18 protein-coding genes and 3 pseudogenes are annotated in these 18,831 nt (G+C 71.4%); 11 read left to right on the forward strand and 10 right to left on the reverse strand.

The genetic code is table 11. The annotated features are described in order from the left end of the window. Positions 1-184: 184 nt before the first annotated feature. The gene (locus J2X68_RS04205) at positions 185-922 is read right to left on the reverse strand and encodes an SDR family oxidoreductase (protein ID WP_310431056.1); all 738 of its coding nucleotides are present in this window, start codon (positions 920-922) and stop codon (positions 185-187) included. Between J2X68_RS04205 and J2X68_RS04210 the strand changes: the two genes are divergently transcribed. Both J2X68_RS04210 and J2X68_RS04215 read left to right on the forward strand, forming a co-directional pair. After that, positions 870-1,913 carry an MFS transporter gene (locus J2X68_RS04210; protein ID WP_310431057.1) on the forward strand — a complete coding sequence of 348 codons (1,044 nt, stop codon included), beginning with the start codon at positions 870-872 and terminating at the stop codon, positions 1,911-1,913. The two genes, J2X68_RS04205 and J2X68_RS04210, sit on opposite strands and share 53 nt — an antisense overlap. A 259-nt stretch (positions 1,914-2,172) precedes the next feature. Next, on the forward strand, positions 2,173-2,526 hold the full coding sequence (locus J2X68_RS04215) for a VOC family protein (RefSeq protein WP_310431058.1): 354 nt from the start codon (positions 2,173-2,175) through the stop codon (positions 2,524-2,526). Positions 2,527-2,605: 79 nt separating this feature from the next. On the opposite strand, the gene J2X68_RS04220 is transcribed toward J2X68_RS04215, so the two are convergent. Further along, on the reverse strand, positions 2,606-3,433 hold the full coding sequence (locus J2X68_RS04220; protein ID WP_310431059.1) for a methyltransferase: 828 nt from the start codon (positions 3,431-3,433) through the stop codon (positions 2,606-2,608). Between the two features lie 407 nt (positions 3,434-3,840). On the opposite strand from J2X68_RS04220, the gene J2X68_RS04225 reads away from it, so the two are divergent. Further along, positions 3,841-4,287: a hypothetical protein gene (locus tag J2X68_RS04225; RefSeq protein WP_310431060.1), complete on the forward strand. Its 447-nt coding sequence runs from the start codon at positions 3,841-3,843 to the stop codon at positions 4,285-4,287. A gap of 63 nt (positions 4,288-4,350) precedes the next feature. On the opposite strand, the gene J2X68_RS04230 is transcribed toward J2X68_RS04225, so the two are convergent. From J2X68_RS04230 to arsM, 3 genes are all read right to left on the reverse strand, one after another. Beyond that, positions 4,351-5,031, reverse strand: a complete 681-nt coding sequence (locus J2X68_RS04230; protein ID WP_310431061.1) for a pyridoxamine 5'-phosphate oxidase family protein — start codon at positions 5,029-5,031, stop codon at positions 4,351-4,353. 168 nt (positions 5,032-5,199) lie between these two features. Continuing rightward, on the reverse strand, positions 5,200-5,397 hold the full coding sequence (locus tag J2X68_RS04235) for a hypothetical protein (protein ID WP_310431062.1): 198 nt from the start codon (positions 5,395-5,397) through the stop codon (positions 5,200-5,202). A 243-nt stretch (positions 5,398-5,640) separates the two neighbouring features. Beyond that, complete coding sequence (gene arsM, locus J2X68_RS04240; protein WP_310431063.1) at positions 5,641-6,537, reverse strand: arsenite methyltransferase; 897 nt, start codon at positions 6,535-6,537, stop codon at positions 5,641-5,643. Between the two features lie 105 nt (positions 6,538-6,642). Here arsM and J2X68_RS40250 point away from each other — a divergent pair. Continuing rightward, positions 6,643-7,027 (forward strand): annotated as a pseudogene (locus J2X68_RS40250) (ArsR/SmtB family transcription factor). A gap of 109 nt (positions 7,028-7,136) precedes the next feature. Here J2X68_RS40250 and J2X68_RS04250 read toward each other — a convergent pair. Continuing rightward, positions 7,137-9,302 carry an FG-GAP-like repeat-containing protein gene (locus J2X68_RS04250; RefSeq protein WP_310431064.1) on the reverse strand — a complete coding sequence of 722 codons (2,166 nt, stop codon included), beginning with the start codon at positions 9,300-9,302 and terminating at the stop codon, positions 7,137-7,139. Between the two features lie 119 nt (positions 9,303-9,421). Beyond that, complete coding sequence (locus J2X68_RS04255) at positions 9,422-9,949, reverse strand: ATP-binding protein (protein WP_310431065.1); 528 nt, start codon at positions 9,947-9,949, stop codon at positions 9,422-9,424. 538 nt (positions 9,950-10,487) lie between these two features. Here J2X68_RS04255 and J2X68_RS04260 point away from each other — a divergent pair. Beyond that, complete coding sequence (locus tag J2X68_RS04260; protein ID WP_310431066.1) at positions 10,488-11,348, forward strand: oxygenase MpaB family protein; 861 nt, start codon at positions 10,488-10,490, stop codon at positions 11,346-11,348. A gap of 117 nt (positions 11,349-11,465) precedes the next feature. On the opposite strand, the pseudogene J2X68_RS04265 reads toward J2X68_RS04260, so the two are convergent. After that, positions 11,466-12,182, reverse strand: a pseudogene (locus tag J2X68_RS04265) (transcriptional regulator); the annotation flags it as partial. A gap of 41 nt (positions 12,183-12,223) precedes the next feature. Here J2X68_RS04265 and J2X68_RS04270 point away from each other — a divergent pair. The 3 genes and pseudogenes from J2X68_RS04270 to J2X68_RS04280 all read left to right on the forward strand — a co-directional run. Further along, entirely contained in the window at positions 12,224-12,568 is a 345-nt protein-coding gene (locus J2X68_RS04270) for a cupin domain-containing protein (RefSeq protein ID WP_310431067.1), read from the forward strand. Between the two features lie 388 nt (positions 12,569-12,956). Next, positions 12,957-13,214 carry a hypothetical protein gene (locus J2X68_RS04275; RefSeq protein ID WP_310431068.1) on the forward strand — a complete coding sequence of 86 codons (258 nt, stop codon included), beginning with the start codon at positions 12,957-12,959 and terminating at the stop codon, positions 13,212-13,214. A gap of 12 nt (positions 13,215-13,226) precedes the next feature. After that, positions 13,227-13,517, forward strand: a pseudogene (locus J2X68_RS04280) (transposase); the annotation flags it as partial. 123 nt (positions 13,518-13,640) lie between these two features. Here the strand turns inward: J2X68_RS04280 and J2X68_RS04285 are convergent. Further along, entirely contained in the window at positions 13,641-14,000 is a 360-nt protein-coding gene (locus J2X68_RS04285; RefSeq protein WP_310431375.1) for a hypothetical protein, read from the reverse strand. Positions 14,001-14,694: 694 nt separating this feature from the next. On the opposite strand from J2X68_RS04285, the gene J2X68_RS04290 reads away from it, so the two are divergent. Both J2X68_RS04290 and J2X68_RS04295 read left to right on the forward strand, forming a co-directional pair. After that, positions 14,695-15,600 carry a helix-turn-helix transcriptional regulator gene (locus J2X68_RS04290; protein WP_310431069.1) on the forward strand — a complete coding sequence of 302 codons (906 nt, stop codon included), beginning with the start codon at positions 14,695-14,697 and terminating at the stop codon, positions 15,598-15,600. A 555-nt stretch (positions 15,601-16,155) separates the two neighbouring features. Then, entirely contained in the window at positions 16,156-16,383 is a 228-nt protein-coding gene (locus J2X68_RS04295; protein ID WP_310431070.1) for a hypothetical protein, read from the forward strand. An 80-nt stretch (positions 16,384-16,463) separates the two neighbouring features. On the opposite strand, the gene J2X68_RS04300 is transcribed toward J2X68_RS04295, so the two are convergent. Beyond that, positions 16,464-16,667: a DUF397 domain-containing protein gene (locus J2X68_RS04300; RefSeq protein ID WP_310431071.1), complete on the reverse strand. Its 204-nt coding sequence runs from the start codon at positions 16,665-16,667 to the stop codon at positions 16,464-16,466. A gap of 610 nt (positions 16,668-17,277) precedes the next feature. Between J2X68_RS04300 and J2X68_RS04305 the strand changes: the two genes are divergently transcribed. Continuing rightward, positions 17,278-18,825 (forward strand): lipase/acyltransferase domain-containing protein, encoded by a 1,548-nt coding sequence (locus tag J2X68_RS04305; protein ID WP_310431072.1) that lies wholly within the window; start codon positions 17,278-17,280, stop codon positions 18,823-18,825. Positions 18,826-18,831: the final 6 nt, after the last annotated feature.

Here is an 18,831-nt window from a genome sequence, read left to right on the forward strand (position 1 = left end):
CCCGGTCCGGACCGTCCGGGCGGTGCCGGACGCGGCGCCGCGTGTCCCGTCCCACCAGGCGATGACGACGTGCATGGGGCCTCCCTGTGCAGAGTGTCTGTCCTGCGCGATGTCGCGATGTCGCGGTGTCCCCGTTGACACCCGTGCATGGCTCCGGATCCGGCCGGACGGGCCGGTCACCGGGTCAGAGCTGGGAACCGCCGGTGGCGTCGACGACCTGGCCGGTCACCCAGCGTCCGTCGTCGGAGGCGAGGAAGGCGACCACGTCGGCGACGTCCTCGGGACGTCCCACGCGGCCGAGGGCGGAGAGTGCGGCGGCCGACTGCTCGGCGGCCTCGTTGCCCCGCAGCCAGGAGGCGTTGATGTCGGTGTCGATGATGCCGGGGGCCACCGAGTTGACCGTGATGCCGCGACCGCCGAGCGACTTGGCGAGCGTCAGCGTGAAGGCCTCGATGGCCCCCTTGGTCATGGCGTAGGCGATGATGTCGGTGAGCGCGATCCGCGTCGCCCCGGAGGAGACGTTGATGATCCGGCCGCCGTTGCGCAGGCGCTTCAGCCCCTGCTGCGCGAGGAAGAACGGCGCCCGCATGTTGACCGCGACGGCCTCGTCGAACGCCTCGACGGTGGTCTCCTCGATCTCGCCGCGCGGTGTGATGCCCGCGTTGTTGACCAGGATGTCGAGGTCGGCGCCGTCGGAGTGTTCCAGGGCCTGCCGGTCGTAGGCCGCCCAGAGGGTCTCCACGTCCCCGGCGACACCCAGCTCGGCATGGACCGCGAACGCGGCGCCGCCCTGTGCGCGGATGCCGGCGACGACCTCGTCGGCGGCCGCCTGGTTGCGGCCGTAGTGGACGGCGACGGCGGCCCGGGACATGGCGCCCGCCGACCGCCGGGCGGCCTGGGGCGCCAGGATCACCCTCGGCATCGGTCTGTCCAGCGTCGTCGGCGTCCCCGCCGGCACGCTGATAGGCGACCTCCTCGGCTGGCGCGCGACCTTCTGGGCGCTGGCCGCGCTGAGCCTGGCCGCCACCCTCCTGCTCTTGCGGGGCACGGTGCCCGAGCCCCCGCCGTCGACGCCCGGCGCCCGGCCGACGGCTCCCGGAACCACCCGGCCGCGGTTCCGTCTCCCCGGCCCCCTGCTGCTCGTCGCCCTGGTCATCACGCTCGGCACCGCGGGGGTGTTCGCCCTCTACACCTACGCGTCGCCCTACCTCACGCAGGCGGCGGGGTTCGGCCCACAGGCCGTCACGGTGCTGTTGCTGGTCTACGGCGCGGGCGGCATCGTCGGGAACACGGTGGGCGGCCGGGCAGCCGACCGCTCCCCGTACGCGGCCGTGCTCGTCACCCTGGGCGCGGCCACGGCCGGCCTGCTGCTGCTCGCCCTGCTGCCGGGCAGCCGGTGGGCCGTGGCCGTCCTCTTCTGCCTCCTCGGAGCCGCCTACTTCGGCACGATCCCGGCGCTCAACACCCAGACCGTCACGACCGTCCGCCCGTCATCGCCGACGATGGCCCTGACCATCAACAACTCGGCCTTCTGCGTGGGTATCGCGCTCGGCAGCTGGCTGGGAGGCCTCCTGCTGGCCCACGACCGCTCGCTGCCTTCGGTGGCCGCGGCCGGGGCGACCCTGACCGCCGCGGCGCTGCTGCTCGCGGCGGCCTGCCCCGGCCGCCGGAACCGCCCCGCACCCACCACCACACCCGAACTCCGGTCCACCGACACGACGGTCACACCCGCAGCCCGGCCGACCGCCACACCTGCCGCACCCGGACTCCGGCGGACCGACACGACCGCCGCCCCCGGACTCCGCCCGATCGACACGACCGCCGCGGCCGCCACCGGTAGCGAGACGGCCGGTCGAGTGCGCGTACCGAAGGCCGACACCGCGCGGGCCGGTGAGCCGCCAGGGACCGGCTGACCGTCGACGCCGAGCACTCCGGCAGCCCGCTCGTCGAGCGCCCCGTGACGGACCTGCGGCGTCTGCCGGCCGCCGCGGGGCGCGACCTCGGCCTCGTCGGCCGGCCGCCGCCTGGGCCGCCCGGCGCCTGCCCGATCACGCCACTTCGGTCACCGCCCCTCGGCCGTGCTCCGGACCTGCCCGCACGGGGACACGGCGGTGCAGCGGGGCGGTGGTGTGGTGCCGGTCCGTCCGATCGCCGTCCTGGCAGGATGGCGGCATGGAACGTGTGCTTGGAATCGGTGGGTACTTCCTGCGGGCCGACGACCCGGCGGCCCTGAGCGCCTGGTATCGCGACGCCCTCGGCCTGGACGCCGATGAGAACGGCCTGTGGCGTCAGGGAGCCGGGCCGACGGTGTTCGCGACGTTCGAGTCCGGCACCGACTACTTCGGGTCCCGCACCCAGCGGACCATGCTGAACTTCCGGGTCCGCGACCTGGACGCGATGCTCGCGCAACTGCGCGCCGAGGGAGCGGAGATCGCCGAGGAAACCCAGGACATGGAGGGCGTCGGGCGTTTCGGCTGGGTCACCGACCCGGAGGGCAATCGGATCGAGCTGTGGCAGCCCGCCTGACCCGCCCTGCCGGGAGCGGATCACCCTTCGGTTCACGGCCCCGGCGGATTCCAGGAGGGGCTGCCGAGTCCGTGGCGGGTCATCGCGGACCCCCCTGGGGTTTCCACCCCCACACGGTGAGCATGCCGGCCGACAGTGCCGCGCACGCGGCGGAGTCCAGGTACCGCACCGCGTCGTCGATCGCCGAGTCGTCGACGAGACCGGTCGCGCGCATCGCCGCCCGGCTCCGCTCCCATGTGTCCGCCCAGAAGCGGCTGATCGGACTGCCCGGCAGCAGCGGCGGCACATGGATCTCGGCGGCGACGGAGTCGAGCCCCGCCGCACGCAGCAGTTGCGGATACGACGGCACCCAGGAGACGTCGGTGCCGATGGTGGCCCGCAGCCCCTGCCACATCGCCCGCATCACCGTGCTGTACGGCGTCCCGGGCGCCCGGTCGCTCGTCAGGTCGACCGCGTCGCTGAGCACCAGCACACCACCGGGCGCGACGAGTCCGGCCAACGCGGTGATCAGATCGTCGCGCTCGGGCAGGTGCATCAGCACGAAGCGGGCGTGGACGAGCGAGAACACGCCGGGTACGGCGCCCGGCGCGCTGATGTCGGCCTCCAGCACGTCCAGTCCGGGCACGGGCCGCGCTTCGAGGAACCGTACGTCGCGGTCCACGGCGAGCACACTGGCCACCCCGGCCTCCTCCAGGAGCCTGCGGGACACCGTGCCCGTGCCGGCGCCCACGTCGAGGCAGTGCCACCCCGGCCCGACCCCGAGAGCCCGCAGCCGCGCCATGGTGGTGTCGTCGTAGGCGAGGGCGCCGAAGTCGATGCGCTCGCCCTCGCCCGCCTGTTCGGGACGGAAGACGGCCTCGCCGTAACGGCCGCCGCCCGACGCGTCCCCGCGCGCGGCGCCGCTCATGTCGTGATCGTCGCGACGTCGAGGGTGCGGACCGGGACGCAGGCCCGTCCGCGAGCGGCACGGGACGGGAACAGAGGGTGGTCGAACGGCTTCATGTCGGACCTCTTCACACGGTGGGGCGGTGCGGGGCGGCGCGTGCGGGGCCGCCACCCCGTCGATCCTGCACGGACGGCCGCTCCCACGACCGAGGCGCGCCGTGCCTGGGCCGATCGGTGTCCTCGCGTTTCGTGGTCGTGCCGCCCGGCGTGCTCCGCGAAGCGTGCGCCGAGCCGGTGGTGCGCCCGGACTGTCACATCCCCGTGGGGGCCTTGTCACAGGGCTCCGCCGAAAGCGCACCCACGACACCGTCGTCCGTCCCGGCCGTGGCACCATGCCCTTTTTGGCATCACCGTCCAGGGGGGACCACCATGCGCACCAGCGCGACCATCGCCACCGCGGCCCTGCTCCTAGCCGCGCTCACCGCCTGCTCCTCGTCCGGCGATTCCCCGACCGCCAGCGACAGCGGGACTCCCGCCGCCGAGCCCACGGTCAGTGTGCCGGCCGAGCACGAGGGCGACGACCTCGAGGCAGCCGTCGCCGTCTACACCGCCGCGTACTTCGCCGCCGACACCGATACCGCGTACGCCATGCTCTCCGCGCGCTGCGCCAAGGAGATCACCAAGGACGCGTACGCCGGCGTGGTGCAGAAGGCCAAGGCGGACTACGGGCCCGACCACCCGGCGACGGACGTGCAGGCCGACGTGTCGGGCGAGCTCGGCCACGCCACCTACAAGGTGGAGGGCCTGCCCAAGTTCGACCGGACGAAGCAGCCTTGGGCGCTGGAGGGCGACGCCTGGAAGTACGACGCCTGCTGACGAGGGACGACAGGGATGTCCACCCGGCCACGCCCGGCCCGGCTCGGTCCGGCCGGCCGCTGGTCAGCCGAGACGGGTGCCGCTGCGGGCACGGATGTGGCCGGGCACCTCTGTGCCTTCCGGAAGCAGGGGGTCGGTCTCGGGTTCGCCCCAGGTCGAGAGCAGGGGAAGGACTCCCGCCCAGACCCCGAGGGCGGCGTCGGGGCCGTCACCGTCGTCCGGCCCGCCCGTGCGCATCTTGACGGACGCCTCCTCGAGCGGGAGGGCGAGCAGAACCGTCGCCGCCAGTTCCTTGCGGTTCGGTCGGCGGGCGTGGTCCCACTGCGCCGGTGCGGCCTGTTCGGTCAGGCGGCGCAGCCCTTCGAGCTTCTCCTCCGGGTCCGTGACCGGGCGCGGGACGCCGTAGATCATCGCGCTGCGGTAGTTCACGCCGTGTTCGAACACCGACCGCGCGAGGACAAGGCCGTCGATGTGCGTCACCGTGACGCACACCGCCGCCCGGGGCGAGGCGACCAGGCTTCGACTGGCCACCGATCCGTGGAAATAGAGGTTCCGTCCGTCGTGCCCGTAGACCGTGGGAACGACCATCGGGTACCCGTCGACGACCACCCCGAGGTGGCAGCTGAAGCCCGCGTCCAGGATCGCTTCGAGCGCGGCACGGTCCAGGCTTCCCTGCTCCCGCAGGCGCCGGTGACGGGTGCGGTCGGTGTCCGGCAGCGTGGGAGGCAGCGGGCTGTGGTTCACATCGGTCCTTTCGCTACATGTGCCGTCAGAAGCTACCGATATCGTCGCCGCGTGGCTAGGTTTCGACTGGATCAGTTACCGACGCGTGCAGGGGCGACTGAAAGCGCAAGAGCAGGGGCGGCGCGCTGCGGGACGTGGGTGCCGGGCACGTATCGGGCGCCTCGGCCGCTAACGGGTGCGGGTCACGGCCCGTGCGCGTCGCGCGGCCCGGTTGGCGGCCAGCAGGCAGACCCAGACGAGGACCAGGCCGGCCGCTACCAGGATGCGGCCCGCGCTGTCGCCGTCGACGACCCGCCAGCCGAACAGGACGACGCTCAGGCAGAGCATCGGCCAGTAGAACCACGGGCCCCACCGGTTGCCGGGCATGACCCATGACGGTGGCGCGTGAGAGTCGGAGCGTTGCGTCATGTGCGCCTCCCTTCCTCTGGTCGCTTTGCCCGCGAGGCGGGACGTATGTCGCCGAGGGGCACCGGATTTCGCCGGAGGGCGCCGGATTCGGGGGAGCGGCGGATGTCGCTCTCGGCGCCGTGGCAGTGGTCGTGCGGACCCGCCGCTCAGGCCTTCCGCCCCTTCCCGGGTGGGCGCCGCGCGCAGGGGCGTCGTGTCGTCCTAGGCGTTCCGGCAGCCGCATCCCGACGCGGTCTTGGCCTCGGTGACGGTCAGCGCGGCGTCGGCGGCGGACTCGGCCGGGGTGCAGCAGGCGTCGACGCCGCAGCAGGCGTCGGCCGACTCCGCCGCCCCGGCGGGGACTTCGGGCGCCACCGGCTTGGTGGCGCGGACGATGGCGGAGTGCATGCCGTCCGCGACGGTGTGGGTAGGGGTGATCCGCACATCGGTGAACCCGGCCGCCTCGAGTCCGGCGCGGTACTCGGCGAAGGAGAGCGCGCCCGCGATGCATCCGACGTGGTCGCCGCGTTCCGCCCGCTGGTCGGGGGTGAGGGTGTCGTCGGCGACGACGTCGGAGACGCCGAGCCGGCCGCCGGGCCTGAGTACGCGGAAGGTCTCGGCGAACACGGCCGGCTTGTCGACGGACAGGTTGATCACACAGTTCGAGATCACCACGTCGATGGTGTTCGCCGGCAGCGGGACGGCCTCGATGGTCCCCTTGAGGAACTCCACGTTCGTCGCACCCGCCTTCTCTGCGTTGGCCAGGGCCAGGGCGAGCATCTCCTCGGTCATGTCCAGTCCGTACGCCTTGCCGGCCGGTCCGACCCTGCGGGCGGAGAGCAGGACGTCGATACCGCCGCCGGAACCGAGGTCGAGGACGCGCTCGCCCTCGCGCAGCTCGGCGACGGCGGTGGGATTGCCGCAGCCGAGGGAGGCGGCGACCGCCTCGGCGGGCAGGATGTCGCGCTCCTCGGCGGCGTACAGGGTGGAGCCGAAGTTCTCGTCGACCTCGAACGGCTGGGGGCCGCAGCAGGTGGAGCCGCCCTCGGTGACGTCGCGGGCCGCGGCTGCGTAGCGCCGACGGACGGTCTCGCGCAGGTCGGTGGTCTGTTCGCTCATGACGCTCTCCTCGGGCAAGGGGCATGGCGACGCCCCGGACGGGCCTGTATTGATGTTCGTTGATACAACCTTGCGCCTTGGATCGAAAAACGTCAACATAGAGGAATGTCGAAACAAGGGCTCGAGGTGGTCGGCCGGGACGCCGCCTGCTGCCAGGGGCTCGCCGCCCCCCTTGGACGAGGAGCGCGCCGGGGAACTGGCCAACGCGTCCAAGGCGCTGGGGGATCCGGTGCGGCTGCGGCTGCTGTCGATGATCGCCTCGCGCGGTGAGCGCGGCGAGGTCTGCGTCTGCGACCTGACCCCGGCCTTCGAGCTGTCCCAGCCGACCGCCCCCTCGCTCGCCACCGTCTTCGGCCTGGGCGCGCTGATGCTCGGCGACCTCGCCGGCCAGGGCGTCGGGGCGGCCCGCCCGATCCGCGACGAGATCGAACGGCGGGTACGCGTCCTGCTCACCGAACTCGGCGTACCGGCGGAGGCCGCGCTGCCGTAGGTGATCGGTCGTGCGTGCCGTATCGGCAGCGAAAGCGGTCCGCGCCCGACCCCACCGCGCGCACGGGAGGCGCGCGGCAGAGCGGCCACCCGGCGACCGTCGACGCCGCCTAGGACAGCGCGCCGTACTTCTGCCAGCCGGAGCCGAGGGTGTAGGTGGCGCTGAACGTGCCGTCGCCCCAGCCCTTGTTCCGCAGAAGTCTGCCGTCGACGGTACGCGAGACCAGGTCGGGGAAACCGTCACCGGTGACGTCGCCGACCGCGACGATCGCGTCGCGGCCTGCGCCCCAGTCCCGGAACACCAGCGTCCGCGGCTCGAAGCCGCCCTTGCCGTCGCCGTCGTAGCGCCACAGTTCGCCACCGGAGTCCCGCGCGATGAGATCGCCGATGCCGTCGCCGGTCACGTCCGCCGCGCCGACGACGGCGTAGCCCCTCCACCCGGTGCCGACGCGCACGCCCGGGTCCAGAGCGCCATGGCCGTTGGACTTGTACAGGTAGAGAAAACCGGTCGTCCTCTGGCGGGCCAGCAGGTCGGGACGGTGGTCACCGGTCAAGTCGTCGGCGGCGACGACGGTGTCGAAGCCGTTCCAGCCCGAGCCGACCAGTGTGCGCTCCGCGTCGGGCAGGAAGACGCCGGTGCAGCCGCCGGAATACCGGTAGAGGCCGCCGTCGGTGGTCCGGGCGAGCATGTCGGAGCAACCGTCGCCGGTCATGTCGCCGACGGGGACGAAGCGGGTGCCGGGGTTCCAGCCGGACCAGCCGCGGGAGTCGGTCAGCCTGCCGCCGGCGAACCGATGGGCCTCGAACAGACCGTCGCCGGTCATCGTGTACAGCTCGCCGTACCCGTCGGTGTCGGTGTCGTGGAAGGCGGAGCGGCCACCGGAGAGCCAGAAGTCCCCGGGCGGCAGGGTGCGCACGGCGCCGCCGTCGCCCGGGTCCACGGTCATGGTCCATCGGTAGCGGCCGCTCACCGCCTTCGCGCCGTCGTCGTCCTTGCCGTCCCAGACGGCGCGGACGGCGGCTCCCTCGTGGGAACTCCCGGTGAGCGTACGGACGGTGGTGCCGTACGCGTCCTTGACGGTGAGTGTCCAGGACGCGGGCGGCCGGGTGAACCGCCAGATCCCTTCCCACAGACGGTCGCTCGCCTGCCGCAGGTCCACCGTGGCGTCGGTCGTCCAGTCGAACAGGCTGATCCGCGACCGAGGCACCGTCACCGGCCGGATGTGGATCATCTGCTCGCCGTCGACGTAGGCCACGTGGCCGCCGTACCGGTCGACGGTCAGCATGCCGACCCACGCCCCCTCGGGGGCCGTGACGAAGGGGGAGGTGGTGGCGGCGTGGCCCCCGCCGAGGTGGAAGTCGGTGAGCGTCACCGTCCGCGTGTCCCCGGACTGCTGGACCAGATAGCCGTCGCCCACCTCGGCGGGCAGCGCGCCGGGGACGGGGATGTTCTTGCCCATGCTGTGGTCCCACACCCCGGCCTTGCCGGACGCTGAGCAGCGCCAGTACAGCCAGCGGCCGACCGCCTGCAGGTCGTCGGGCACGCAGCCGGAGCCGAGCGACACGTTCGCCGAACTCGCCTTCGAGACGAGGTCGTACGAGTTGACGGTGCCGACGGTGCTGCCGGGCTTCCAGATTTTCGTTCCCCAGACGGACACCGCGGTGACCGACCGGGTGTGGACCTGGCCGGGGTAGGGCACGCCCGGCGCGAAGGAGCCGATGCGCTGCACGCCCTCGTCGTCGACCGCGATGTACGAACCGCCGGCCGCCACCACGTGGTCCGGGGACTCCCAGGAGAACCTGCCGAGCCCGAGCCCGCTCCTGGGCGCCCCGCCGCCGAGTGCCTCCTGGCCCCCGAGCGGCGTCATGAAGCCGACCCGCCCGTCGCCGAGCGCCCACAGCGTGGAGTAGAACCCGCTGCACGTGTAGTCCGCGGGGTCGACGCCCTCGCACGGGTAGTCCGTCCAGACCTGCGACGCCGCGAGCTGCCGGGGCCCGGGCTGCGGAGCGCCGACGGCCGGGAGGTCGAACTCCCACAGCCCGCGCTTCGTCTCGGGGTCGGCCGTCCCCAGCGCGCTGAGCTTTCCCCCGCCCAGGGCGAGGGTCTCCACAGAGGCATTGAGGTCGCCCCTGGTGCCGAGCGGGAACACGATCTCGTCGTCGGCCGCCGACGGTGCGGCCGCCACCGGCGCCGGAGCGATACCGAGACCGCCGACCGCCAGCGCGACCGCGGTCCCGATCGTGAGCGAGGTGTGTCTGATCGCGCGAGTGGTCATGTCAGCCCCCTGGGTGACGAGGAGTCCCGCCGTCGTCTCGGAAGCTGAGACCCGCAGGACACCCCACGGGTTGTACGAAACTGAACGAGGGTCAGCCAGGCCCCGGTAAGCGGGCGACCTCAGCTCCGGACGGCCTCCGCGATCCGCGAGGCGGCCTGGGCAGGCGTGAGGTGGGTGGTGTCGACGACCTCGGCCTCGTCGTGCAGCCACGTGCGGGCCGCCTCGGCGTAGGGGGCGAGGTACGCGAGACGGAACGCGGACGGGCCGAGCACCGTGTCCCCTTCGATACGTCCACGGAGGGTGTCCTGGTCGGCGTGGAGGACGAAGTGCCGTACGGGGATGGCATGTCGGGAGAGGCCCGAGCTGATCTCGCGCCAGTACCGCTCGACCAGGACCGTCATGGGCATCACCAGGGTGCCGCCGGTGTAGTCGAGAACGCGGCGGGCGGTCTCGACGACGAGGGGCCGCCACGGCGGCCAGTGCTGGAAATTCTCCGCCCCGGGCCCGGGCAGCCCCGGAGTGATGTCCATGAGCGTCTCGCCGACCTTCTCGGCGTCGAACACCCGCGAATCCGGGATCAGTTGCTGCACGAGCGCACCGGTCGTCGTCTTCCCCGCGCCGTGGGTTCCGTTCAGCCATACGATCATGGCCCCCACGCTAGCGCCGCGGACCGCGGCAACGGGCACGGCGGAAAGCCGGCGGAGCGGTCGGCGCGACGGGCGCCCTCCGCAGCGGGCTCGGCCGCAGTCTGCACCGGTGGCTTCTGATTGAAGGGCCGACCCGGGCCTGCCAGCAGCCCGCCGAACCCGTCGGCTGAGGGGGAGGGGGGAGGACGTGTCCCGACGGCCATCGCGGGCCGCTCTCCCGGGGCCAGGGCGTGTCGGCGATCCCGGGCCGCCACGACCTCGGCGTCTGCCCGCAGCGCCCAGCCGTGCTCCGACGGCATCGGACGGACCGCGCCCGTCGGCCCCTCCGCCTGCCGTCGGACACGCGCCGGGACGTTCCCCGCGAGCGGCCCGCGACCACCTCCCGCCACGCCGTGCGACGCGGTGCTGCCGTCGCCGCAAGGACGTGCGCGGCCGTCATGGGCGCCACGGCGGACGTCCGGCCGCCGCCGAACCCGCCGTTTTGCCCGTATTCGGGCGACATCACGGACACTGGACAGCAGGAGAGGGGAGGCCGAACGTGCTGACCGTAGTCCGTGAACAACTGGGCCGGGCCCTGTTCCGCCGGGTCGCGGGACCCGACGGACCGGCGACGCGGGCCCGTATCCACGACACCCCCGGCCCCCGCTGGTTCGCACCGGACCGCCCGATCCGGATCGTCCACGGTGACGCCTCGATGTTCATCGGCGGGCTGAGTGCGCTGCTGTTGCAGTCCCTGCACCCGCTCGCCATGGCTGCGGTGGCCGGGCACTCCGGGTACCGCGGCGATCCATGGGGCCGTCTGCAGCGCACCAGCACCTTCCTGGCCGTGACGACCTACGGCACGGCCGAGGACGCCCAGCGGGCGGTCGACATCGTCCGCGCCATCCATGAGCGGATCCGCGGCACGACGGCCCGGGGTGTGCCCTACCACGCGTCCGATCCGCACCTGCTCGGCTGGGTGCACGCCGCCGAGACGGACAGCTTCCTGCGCGCCCACGAACGCTTCGGAGCCCACCCCCTGGACGCGGCCGGGTACGACGCCTACGTCGCCGACACCGCCCGGGTCGCCGAGGCGCTCGGGCTCAGCGACCCACCGCGCGACCGCCGCGAGCTGGCCGAGCGGCTGACCGCGTACCGGCAGGAACTCAAGGCCACGGCCGAGGCCCGCGCCGCCGCCCGCTTCCTGCTGTTCCGGCCGCCCCTGCCCCTCGCGGCACGGCCCTTCTACGGCGGGCTCGCCGCGAACGCCGTCGTGCTGCTCCCGCCCTGGGCCCGGGGCATGCTGTGGCTGCCACGGGTCCCGGTCGTCGAGAATCTCGCCGTACGCCCCACGGGCCAGGCCCTCACCCGGACCATCCGCTGGGTCCTGACCCCGCCGCCCGAGTCCCGCACGACGTGACCGCGGCACCCGGCCGGCGGGGCACGGGAGGGCGTCGCTGTCGCCGCGCCTGCGCGGCACGGTTGCCGTAGCCGCTCCTGCTGTGTGGGCCCGATGCCGGCACCGATGCCGACGCCGCTACCGTGAGTGACCCTCGTTCGCCCCGGTGCCGGTGCCGGTGTCGGTGTCGGTGGGGTGCGGGTGCTCGGTGGCGGCCCAGTTCGCGAGGAGCCGCAGAGCGTCATGGTCGGGGGTACCCGGGGCGGCACGGTAGGCGGTGAGGGTCAGGCCGGGCCGGGCGGGCAGTTCCATCGCGTCGAAATCGAGGGTGATCACGCCGACGGCAGGGTGGCGGAAGGACGTGCGGCCGGTGTGGTGCAGGCGCACATTGTGCTTGGCCCAGGCGGTGCGGAACTCCTCGCTGCGGGTGACGGGTTCGCCGACCAGCCCGGTCGGCTCGCCGTCATGCGGGGCACGCCCGGCCTCGGTGCGCAGCAGGGCGACGGTGGTGTTCACGGACCCGACCCAGTCGGGGAAGAAGTCGCGGCCGCGCGGGTCCAGGAACTGGAAGCGGGCGATGTTGACCTGCCGGGACGCGTCGTGGGTGAACAACGGCGAGTACAGGGCGCGGCCGAGATCGTTGACGGCGAGGATGTCCGGACGGCCGTTGCGGATGAAGGCCGGGGAGTCGGTCATGGAGTGCGGCACGCGCAGAACGCTGTCCGGGAGCGGCCCGCGGGCGCGCCTGGCCCGGCGGGCAGGACGCTTCGCGGCGGCGCGGGCCAGGTCGTAGAGATGCGCGCGCTCGGCGTCGTCCAGCTGGAGCGCGTTCGCCACGGCGTCGAGAACCTCCTCGGGCCCCGGCCGAGCGCTTCACCGGCGACGTCTACCTCAACATGATCTCGGCACCCGCCGAGCCGGCCCGGCTGGCGGCCGCCCTGGTGCGCTTCACCCCCGGAGCCCGCACCCACTGGCATGCGCATGCGCTGGGGCAGGTTCTCTACGTGACCGACGGTGTCGGCCTGGTGGGCACCCGCGACGGCGAGGTCGTCCGCGTCAGCGTCGGCGACACCGTGAGGTGCCCGGCCGGCGAGGAGCACTGGCACGGCGCCACCGGCACCACCCTCATGGCGCACCTCGCCCTGGTGGTCGGCGACGGCACCGGTGACGGCACCACCTGGCTGGAACCGGTCACCGACGAGCAGTACACGGCCGCCGGTGAGCACCCCGCACAGCCGTAGGCACGCACCGCGCGTCCCTTCTTCGTCGATCACGGGCCGCGTGCGCGATCAGCCCGCCCGACGCCTCCCGCACCTGCGTCGGACGGCATTCTGAAACGATCAGTTGGACGTCGTCTCATGCGACGCGTGTGCGACGATTCGACGGCCAGTAGAAAGCCATCAGCGGGGGTGCTTGCCGGTGCGGCATGTCAATCTCGACGCTCAGGTCGGCGACCTGTCAGGGGTCTTGGACCCGGCTCGCTACCTGAGCCACCTCTCCTCGGTCTCCGGTGATCTGCCGCCGGGCGCCCGGGCTTTCGCCACTGACACTGACCACTACGACTTTCGCAGCGAGCGATGCGTGAAGGACCTGACGCTTCGGGCCGTTCGGGGCGCCGGTGGTGAGGAGATGGAGGTCGAGTTCCGGCACAACTGCCGGAAGCACGAGCGAGACCTGCTGATCCGCTACGCAGGGGTGTCCCGCTTCATCGTCGATCCCGCCGACGAGGACCGAGGAACGGACATCTGGACGGTGATTCTCGACGAGATCCTGCCGCACAGGGACGGCTGCAGCCACGAGATCGCCTGCTGGGACGGCACTCTCACCATCGTCAGCAGGGACCTCCAGGCGACCTGGACGGAGACCACCTGCACAAGCACGACGTAGACGCGACAGCTCGTGGGGACTGTCGAGCGGCTGCTGCCGGAAGCGCCGTCGCGGCAACAGGGCGGTGGTCGGCGCCGACATGGCGACCGGGAGGCCCTGGCGGCGATCGGGTTCGTCGCCACATCGGGCTGCGCATGGCAGCACCTCTCGACCGTCTCCTTCGGGCTGTCAGGGGCAACGGCCGGTGGGCGGTTCAGTGAGTGGTCGAAGGCTCGGGTGTGACCCGAGCTCCACCGTCCGGTGCCTGCCGAGCTCGGTGCCGGCGGCGAGCTGGATGGATCCCTCTGCGCGATCGACTCGGTGCACAATGCGTGCCGTGAAGAGGGCTGCACCCTGGCTCACCGACTGCCGCCGTCGCCACCGGCGCTCCGTAGGGAGGACGTGCGTGCGGCCCGACTGCGATGCAGGGCGCCACGGGACGCTGGTTCACTCCGGCAGAGACTGATGAAGGCGGTCGAGGATCCGCAGCACCTCGCCGCGATGTCTGGCGAGCTTCATCCATCGCGGCAGAATCTCGACCATGGTGTACGCACTCGGCGCTGCCGTCCGCTCGCGCAGTCCGGCACCGACGTAGCCCGTGAGCACCGCGAGATGCTCGGCGTTGTACGCCCAGAGCGTCTCCCCGCGGCAGGCAGCCTGCAACCACAACGGCAGCCTGAAGAAGGGGTCGACCGGGCCAGCCGTTTCCTGACCCCGGGAATGGAGTTGGCGTGTACAGCCGCAGCCCTGACACACAAGTCTCGCGGCGCCGACGAATGGGTTCCCGTCGGCCATCTGACGGGTCACCGTCGCGCAACCCTCACATCGAGGGCATCGCACCAGGACCTGGCCGCCGTGACGCCACAGCCTGCCCCCAGGATCTCTGAAGCGTTCGAAACGCACATGCCGGGAACTCACGGCTTGCATGATGCCAGCCGAGCGACGCCCGAGCAGCCGAATACCGGCCCATCGTCTCGCCCCCGGAGGCGGGACCGAGAAATCCGATCCCGATCGGGTGGGTCGGCGGATCGCCGATCGCTTGACCGGTGTGCGGTACAGGCGTCTTGCCGTCCATCCGGCCCGCCAGCGGGCCGGCCCGGGCGCTCGGAGGAGTCAGGGCCTCCGGAGCCCTCGGGTGCGCGGCATGGGTATGCGGTCCACGGTTCCTGAGGGAGTCGAACGCACCGCAGCAGGCAGGCGTGCGGTGAGAAGGCATGCCTTAGCACATGCGAGACGGGGCACACATCAATGCTTTGCGCCGTGTTCCCGCTCGTGTGCAGCGGGGTCCGGTCGGCCCTCGATGGCTCTCTGTTCGGGGTGCGTCGGCCTCTGAAGCCGGGTCCCTGGGCGCGGCGTTGCCCAGTGGTACGGGTGAGGTGAGGGAGGCGATGCATCCCTGTTTGGGAACATGCACAAAGACGGCTTGCTTTGTGCGCTCTTCAGGTCAGCTGTTTCTCACTTGGTGATGCGACAATCGGCCGTACCGCAGATTGGGGGACGAATGACCACGCCGAACAGCAGAAGTCCCGCGATACAGCGGCTGCAATTGCGCACCAAGTTGCGGGAGTACAGGACTGCCGCCCGGATGACACAGCGCCAGGTGGCGGAGCGCATGGAATGGTCTCCCAGCAAGCTGCTGCGCATCGAGGCCGGCGAAGTGGGTATTTCCGTCAACGATCTACGCTCGTTGCTGGGGCTGTACGAGACTGTCGATCCGGCCACTGTGGAGGTGCTGTTGAACCTTGCTCGGGGCAGCCGGAAGATGCCGTTCACCGAGTACCGGGACATTTACGACAAGGACTTCCTCAGCTTTCTCGCCATGGAGTCGTCGGCGTTCGTCACCCGCGGTTTCCAGCCCCTGGTCATGCCCGGTCTGCTGCAGACCGAGGAGTACGCCATGGCGATCATTCGTGCCTACACGCCGACGGACTTCTCCGAACAGCAGCATCAGCGAATGCTCGAGGCGCGCATGCTGCGTCAGGAAGCACTCGAACGAGACCATGCGGAGAGCTACTTCATCCTGGACGAGTCGGTGATACGCCGACAGGTGGGCGGCCCCGGCGTCATGCGGGGGCAGTTGCGCCGGCTGGCCGAGCTGGCGGCTCATCCCCGCCGCAGCATCATGATCTTTCCCTTCAGTCGCGGCGCCCACGCCGCCTCGCAAGGACCGTTCACGCTCTTCGAGTTCGAGCAGGACATGCCGCCGTTCGTGTACCTGGAGAATCTGCGGGGCACGGCAACCGTGAGCACGGCCACGGACGACTTCGTTTCGTACCTCGAAATGTTCTGGGCTCTGGAGGAGCGGGCCATCAAAGGCGACCAGGTTCCGCGGATCCTGTTGCAGATCGCCGACCACCTGGAGACGGAGCCGCACGACTTCCACATCGAGCCTCTCGGCGACGGCTGACGTACCCCGCGGCTCTCCGGTCGCCCCGGAAAGTCTGCCGCAGAGGCGGAGGCACGGCAGCATCCGGGGGCGCACAGAAGCATTCGGCAGCGCACGGAGGCAATGGTCGTGACATGGCTGTGGCTCCGCACAGGCGAAGCCACAGTGGGGGCGAGCCCGCTGCAACGGGATGCGCCCCATGCTGATCGCCCGGGCCACCGGACACCAGCGTATGGGCCACGGTTGCGCATCCGGGCCGAGTCCGCAATCGCCGCTGGTAAAACGGCGCAGAACTGCCCGGAAGCAACCGCTCTTCTCAAGGTGTGCTCGCAACCGCAGCCGGATAAACCATCAATCTGCTAGCTAGCGTGTGGCCGGATCGCAATCCGAGCGCCGTCGAAAAGGTGCGTCGGGAGCACTCCCGGGCACGCCGGATGCCGTCTGATCGGCCCAGGGCCTCCCCATCCCTGATGAGTGATCAGGTAGGGGACAGGGAATTTGCCTTGCAGACAGCCGTCCGTCTGCAAGCGGAACGGCCGTAGGCACCCTCAAGTCCCGGGCCATCTGGAGAGCATCATGTCTGAAACCGATCCCTCGCCCACGCAGTCGCAACGCAGGGCGTCCCACATTCCCGCCCTGCCGCGTGCGAATGCCGTGGTCGCCGTCATCGTGGCGATCGCCTCGCTCGGCGCCGCCGTCACCATATTGACCCTGGTTCCTGACGACGCCGGCAAGGCAGCCGCCGGAGCCATCGCCACCGCGGGTCTGGCCCTGGCCGGCCGACTGGGCACGCCCGGTCGCTGAACCGCGTCTTGCGCCCTCACCTGGCACTTGTTCAGGTGAGGGCAGCCCCCCGCGCGTCTGTATCGCGCGTCAAATGCCGTTCACCTGAACGTGGAGACGGCCCCCGCCTCGTCGGCTGAGGCGATGAAGCGGCCCCACGAGTCGGAACTGAATGCCAGCCGGCCTCCGGCGCTGTCCTTGGAGTCACGCACCAGGACATCGTGTCCCGTCCATGCGACTTCCACGCACTGGTTCCCGGCGGCGTCGCTGAACGATGACCTGCGCCATGACCACGAGCCGTTCATCTACGCGCCTATCCCTCTAAATCGTCAACACGGGCACATGAGCCATAAATACATCAAAAGCATGATTTGTCTGCTTTTGATTCCCCCAGCTTACATGCGCCCCAACTGCCCCAGATACACGGTCCCCGACCACGCCGCACCGGCCGCGTCCGGCGTCTCTCCTGCCCCGCAGGCGCGACAGCGTAGCGGCCACACAGTCCCCTTCGCCCCCGACTTGCGCAGAAGCCACTTGAGCGGAATCAACGCCCGGTGGTCCGCGCGAGCGGCCTGCGTGCGACCGTCGATGCGACCGGCGGGCGTCCGGCCGGCACAGGACCCCGCTGCCGAGACAGATCGGTACGAAGAGTCGGCAGACAACGGTCCACGAGGCGCAACATCGCCCGGAGGCTTCAACCGTGCTGAGATCTGCAGGAGTTGCCGACCCGGATGTGCGACGCTCCCGGACAGAGGTGGCTCCACGGCCCTTCGCGTGGGACCGTGCAGCAGGGCCCGCAGGCTGACGCAGCCGTGATGTCATCGTCGGCCACTGTTCGACGATCTGCCTCAAGTGCGCCTCGAGACGCGGGTTTTCGTCTCCCTGAGCCTTGGGCGCTGGCTACAGTTCCCTGATATGACGTCTCGGGGTACGCAACGCTCAGAGCTCGCGTCGGCGGAGCTGCCGAGGCCGTGGACCGGTCAGCCGCCGACCACCCGGGACATCACGCACGACGCCGTGGTCGTGGTGCCGGGGATCATGGGAAGCGCGTTACGAGAGGCCACAGGGCGCCGGCGGCTGTTATGGGGGCTGCAGGATCTCGGCTGGCTGCTGTCGGCGTGGCAGGGGCGCGGAGAGCACTTGCGGCTGCTGCGTCTGGACGAGAGCGAGCGATCGGGACGCTACGGCCGTGTCGAGCCCGCCGGCCTGCTGAGGTTCCCCGCTTGGGCCCCCTTCCTGCATGGCTTGGAACCGTACGACCACCTGCTGAAGACAGTACGGGACGCCGTGGCCGACCCGGCGGCCGTGCTGGAGTTCGCCTACGACTGGCGGCTGCCGGTGGAGTTCAACGGTGCGCTGCTGGCCGAGGCCGCTCATCGCCACCTCGCCGTATGGCGCGGCAGCGAGGCCCACGGCAGGGCACGGCGACTGCATCCCGACGAACGCGAGGCGCGACTGGTCTTCGTCGCCCACTCCATGGGTGGGCTCGTCGTCCGCGCTGCGTTCGCCCATGCCGTTGACCGGGGAAGCGGTCTGGGCGCCGACACCCGCTGTGTGGTCACTCTCGGCACGCCGTTCCTCGGCTCGGTCAAGGCCGCTGTCATTCTGGCCGGCAACCGCTCCGACCCGCTGCCCGCCCTGCCCAGACGCAGAATGCAGGCCCTGGCCAGAACCCTGCCGGGTCTGCACGACCTGCTGCCGGACTACCGGTGCGTGGATGCGGGCGGGGACGTGCTCCGGCTCACCTCCTCCGATGTCGGTGAACTCGGCGGTGACAAGGAACTGGCCGCGGACGCCCAGCGCTTCCAACGGCGTATGCGCCACTCCGGCGCACCGGACCTCCCCGGGCATCGGGCGATCGTCGGTGTTGCCCAGCCCACGGCCCAGAGTCTGCGCCTCGACGGCGGGGTGGTGTACGAGCAGTACGTGTCCTTCGCGCGCGACGGCGAGGGCGAGTTGGCGCGGGACCCGGCAACGGGGTTGCCCGTCCGCCGGGACCGGGCCGGCGACGGCACCGTCTACCGCGACGCTGCCGCCTTGTCCGGCGGCGGAAGTGTGACGTCACTTCCGTTGCAGCACGGCGCGCTTGCCAAGGACGGCGTCGCTCTCGCCCACGTCCGGGCGATCCTCACCGAGCACGATCAGGGTCTCGGCCCCGCTCTCGGCGCCGGCGGCATCGGCCTGGACCTGCCCGACTGTGTCGAGGCCGGCCGGCCTTGGCTCGCGCGCCTGACGCCCGCACCCGGCGAGGAACTGGACAGCCATGCCGGCATCGCCTGTTCGGTGCACGATGCCGAAACCGACCGACGCATCGACACCGGTCGTCTGGGCTGGCACGACGGCGCCGTCGCCGCCTCCGTCGTCCTGCCCGCCCCCGGTCTGTACCGGATACGGGTCACCACCGAGGGCGCCCCGCCCCTCACTCAACTCGTCCTGGCCCTCGAACCCGCAGACCCGATCTGAGACCGC

This window comes from Streptomyces sp. 3330 (assembly GCF_031456635.1).
GTDB lineage: Bacteria > Actinomycetota > Actinomycetes > Streptomycetales > Streptomycetaceae > Streptomyces.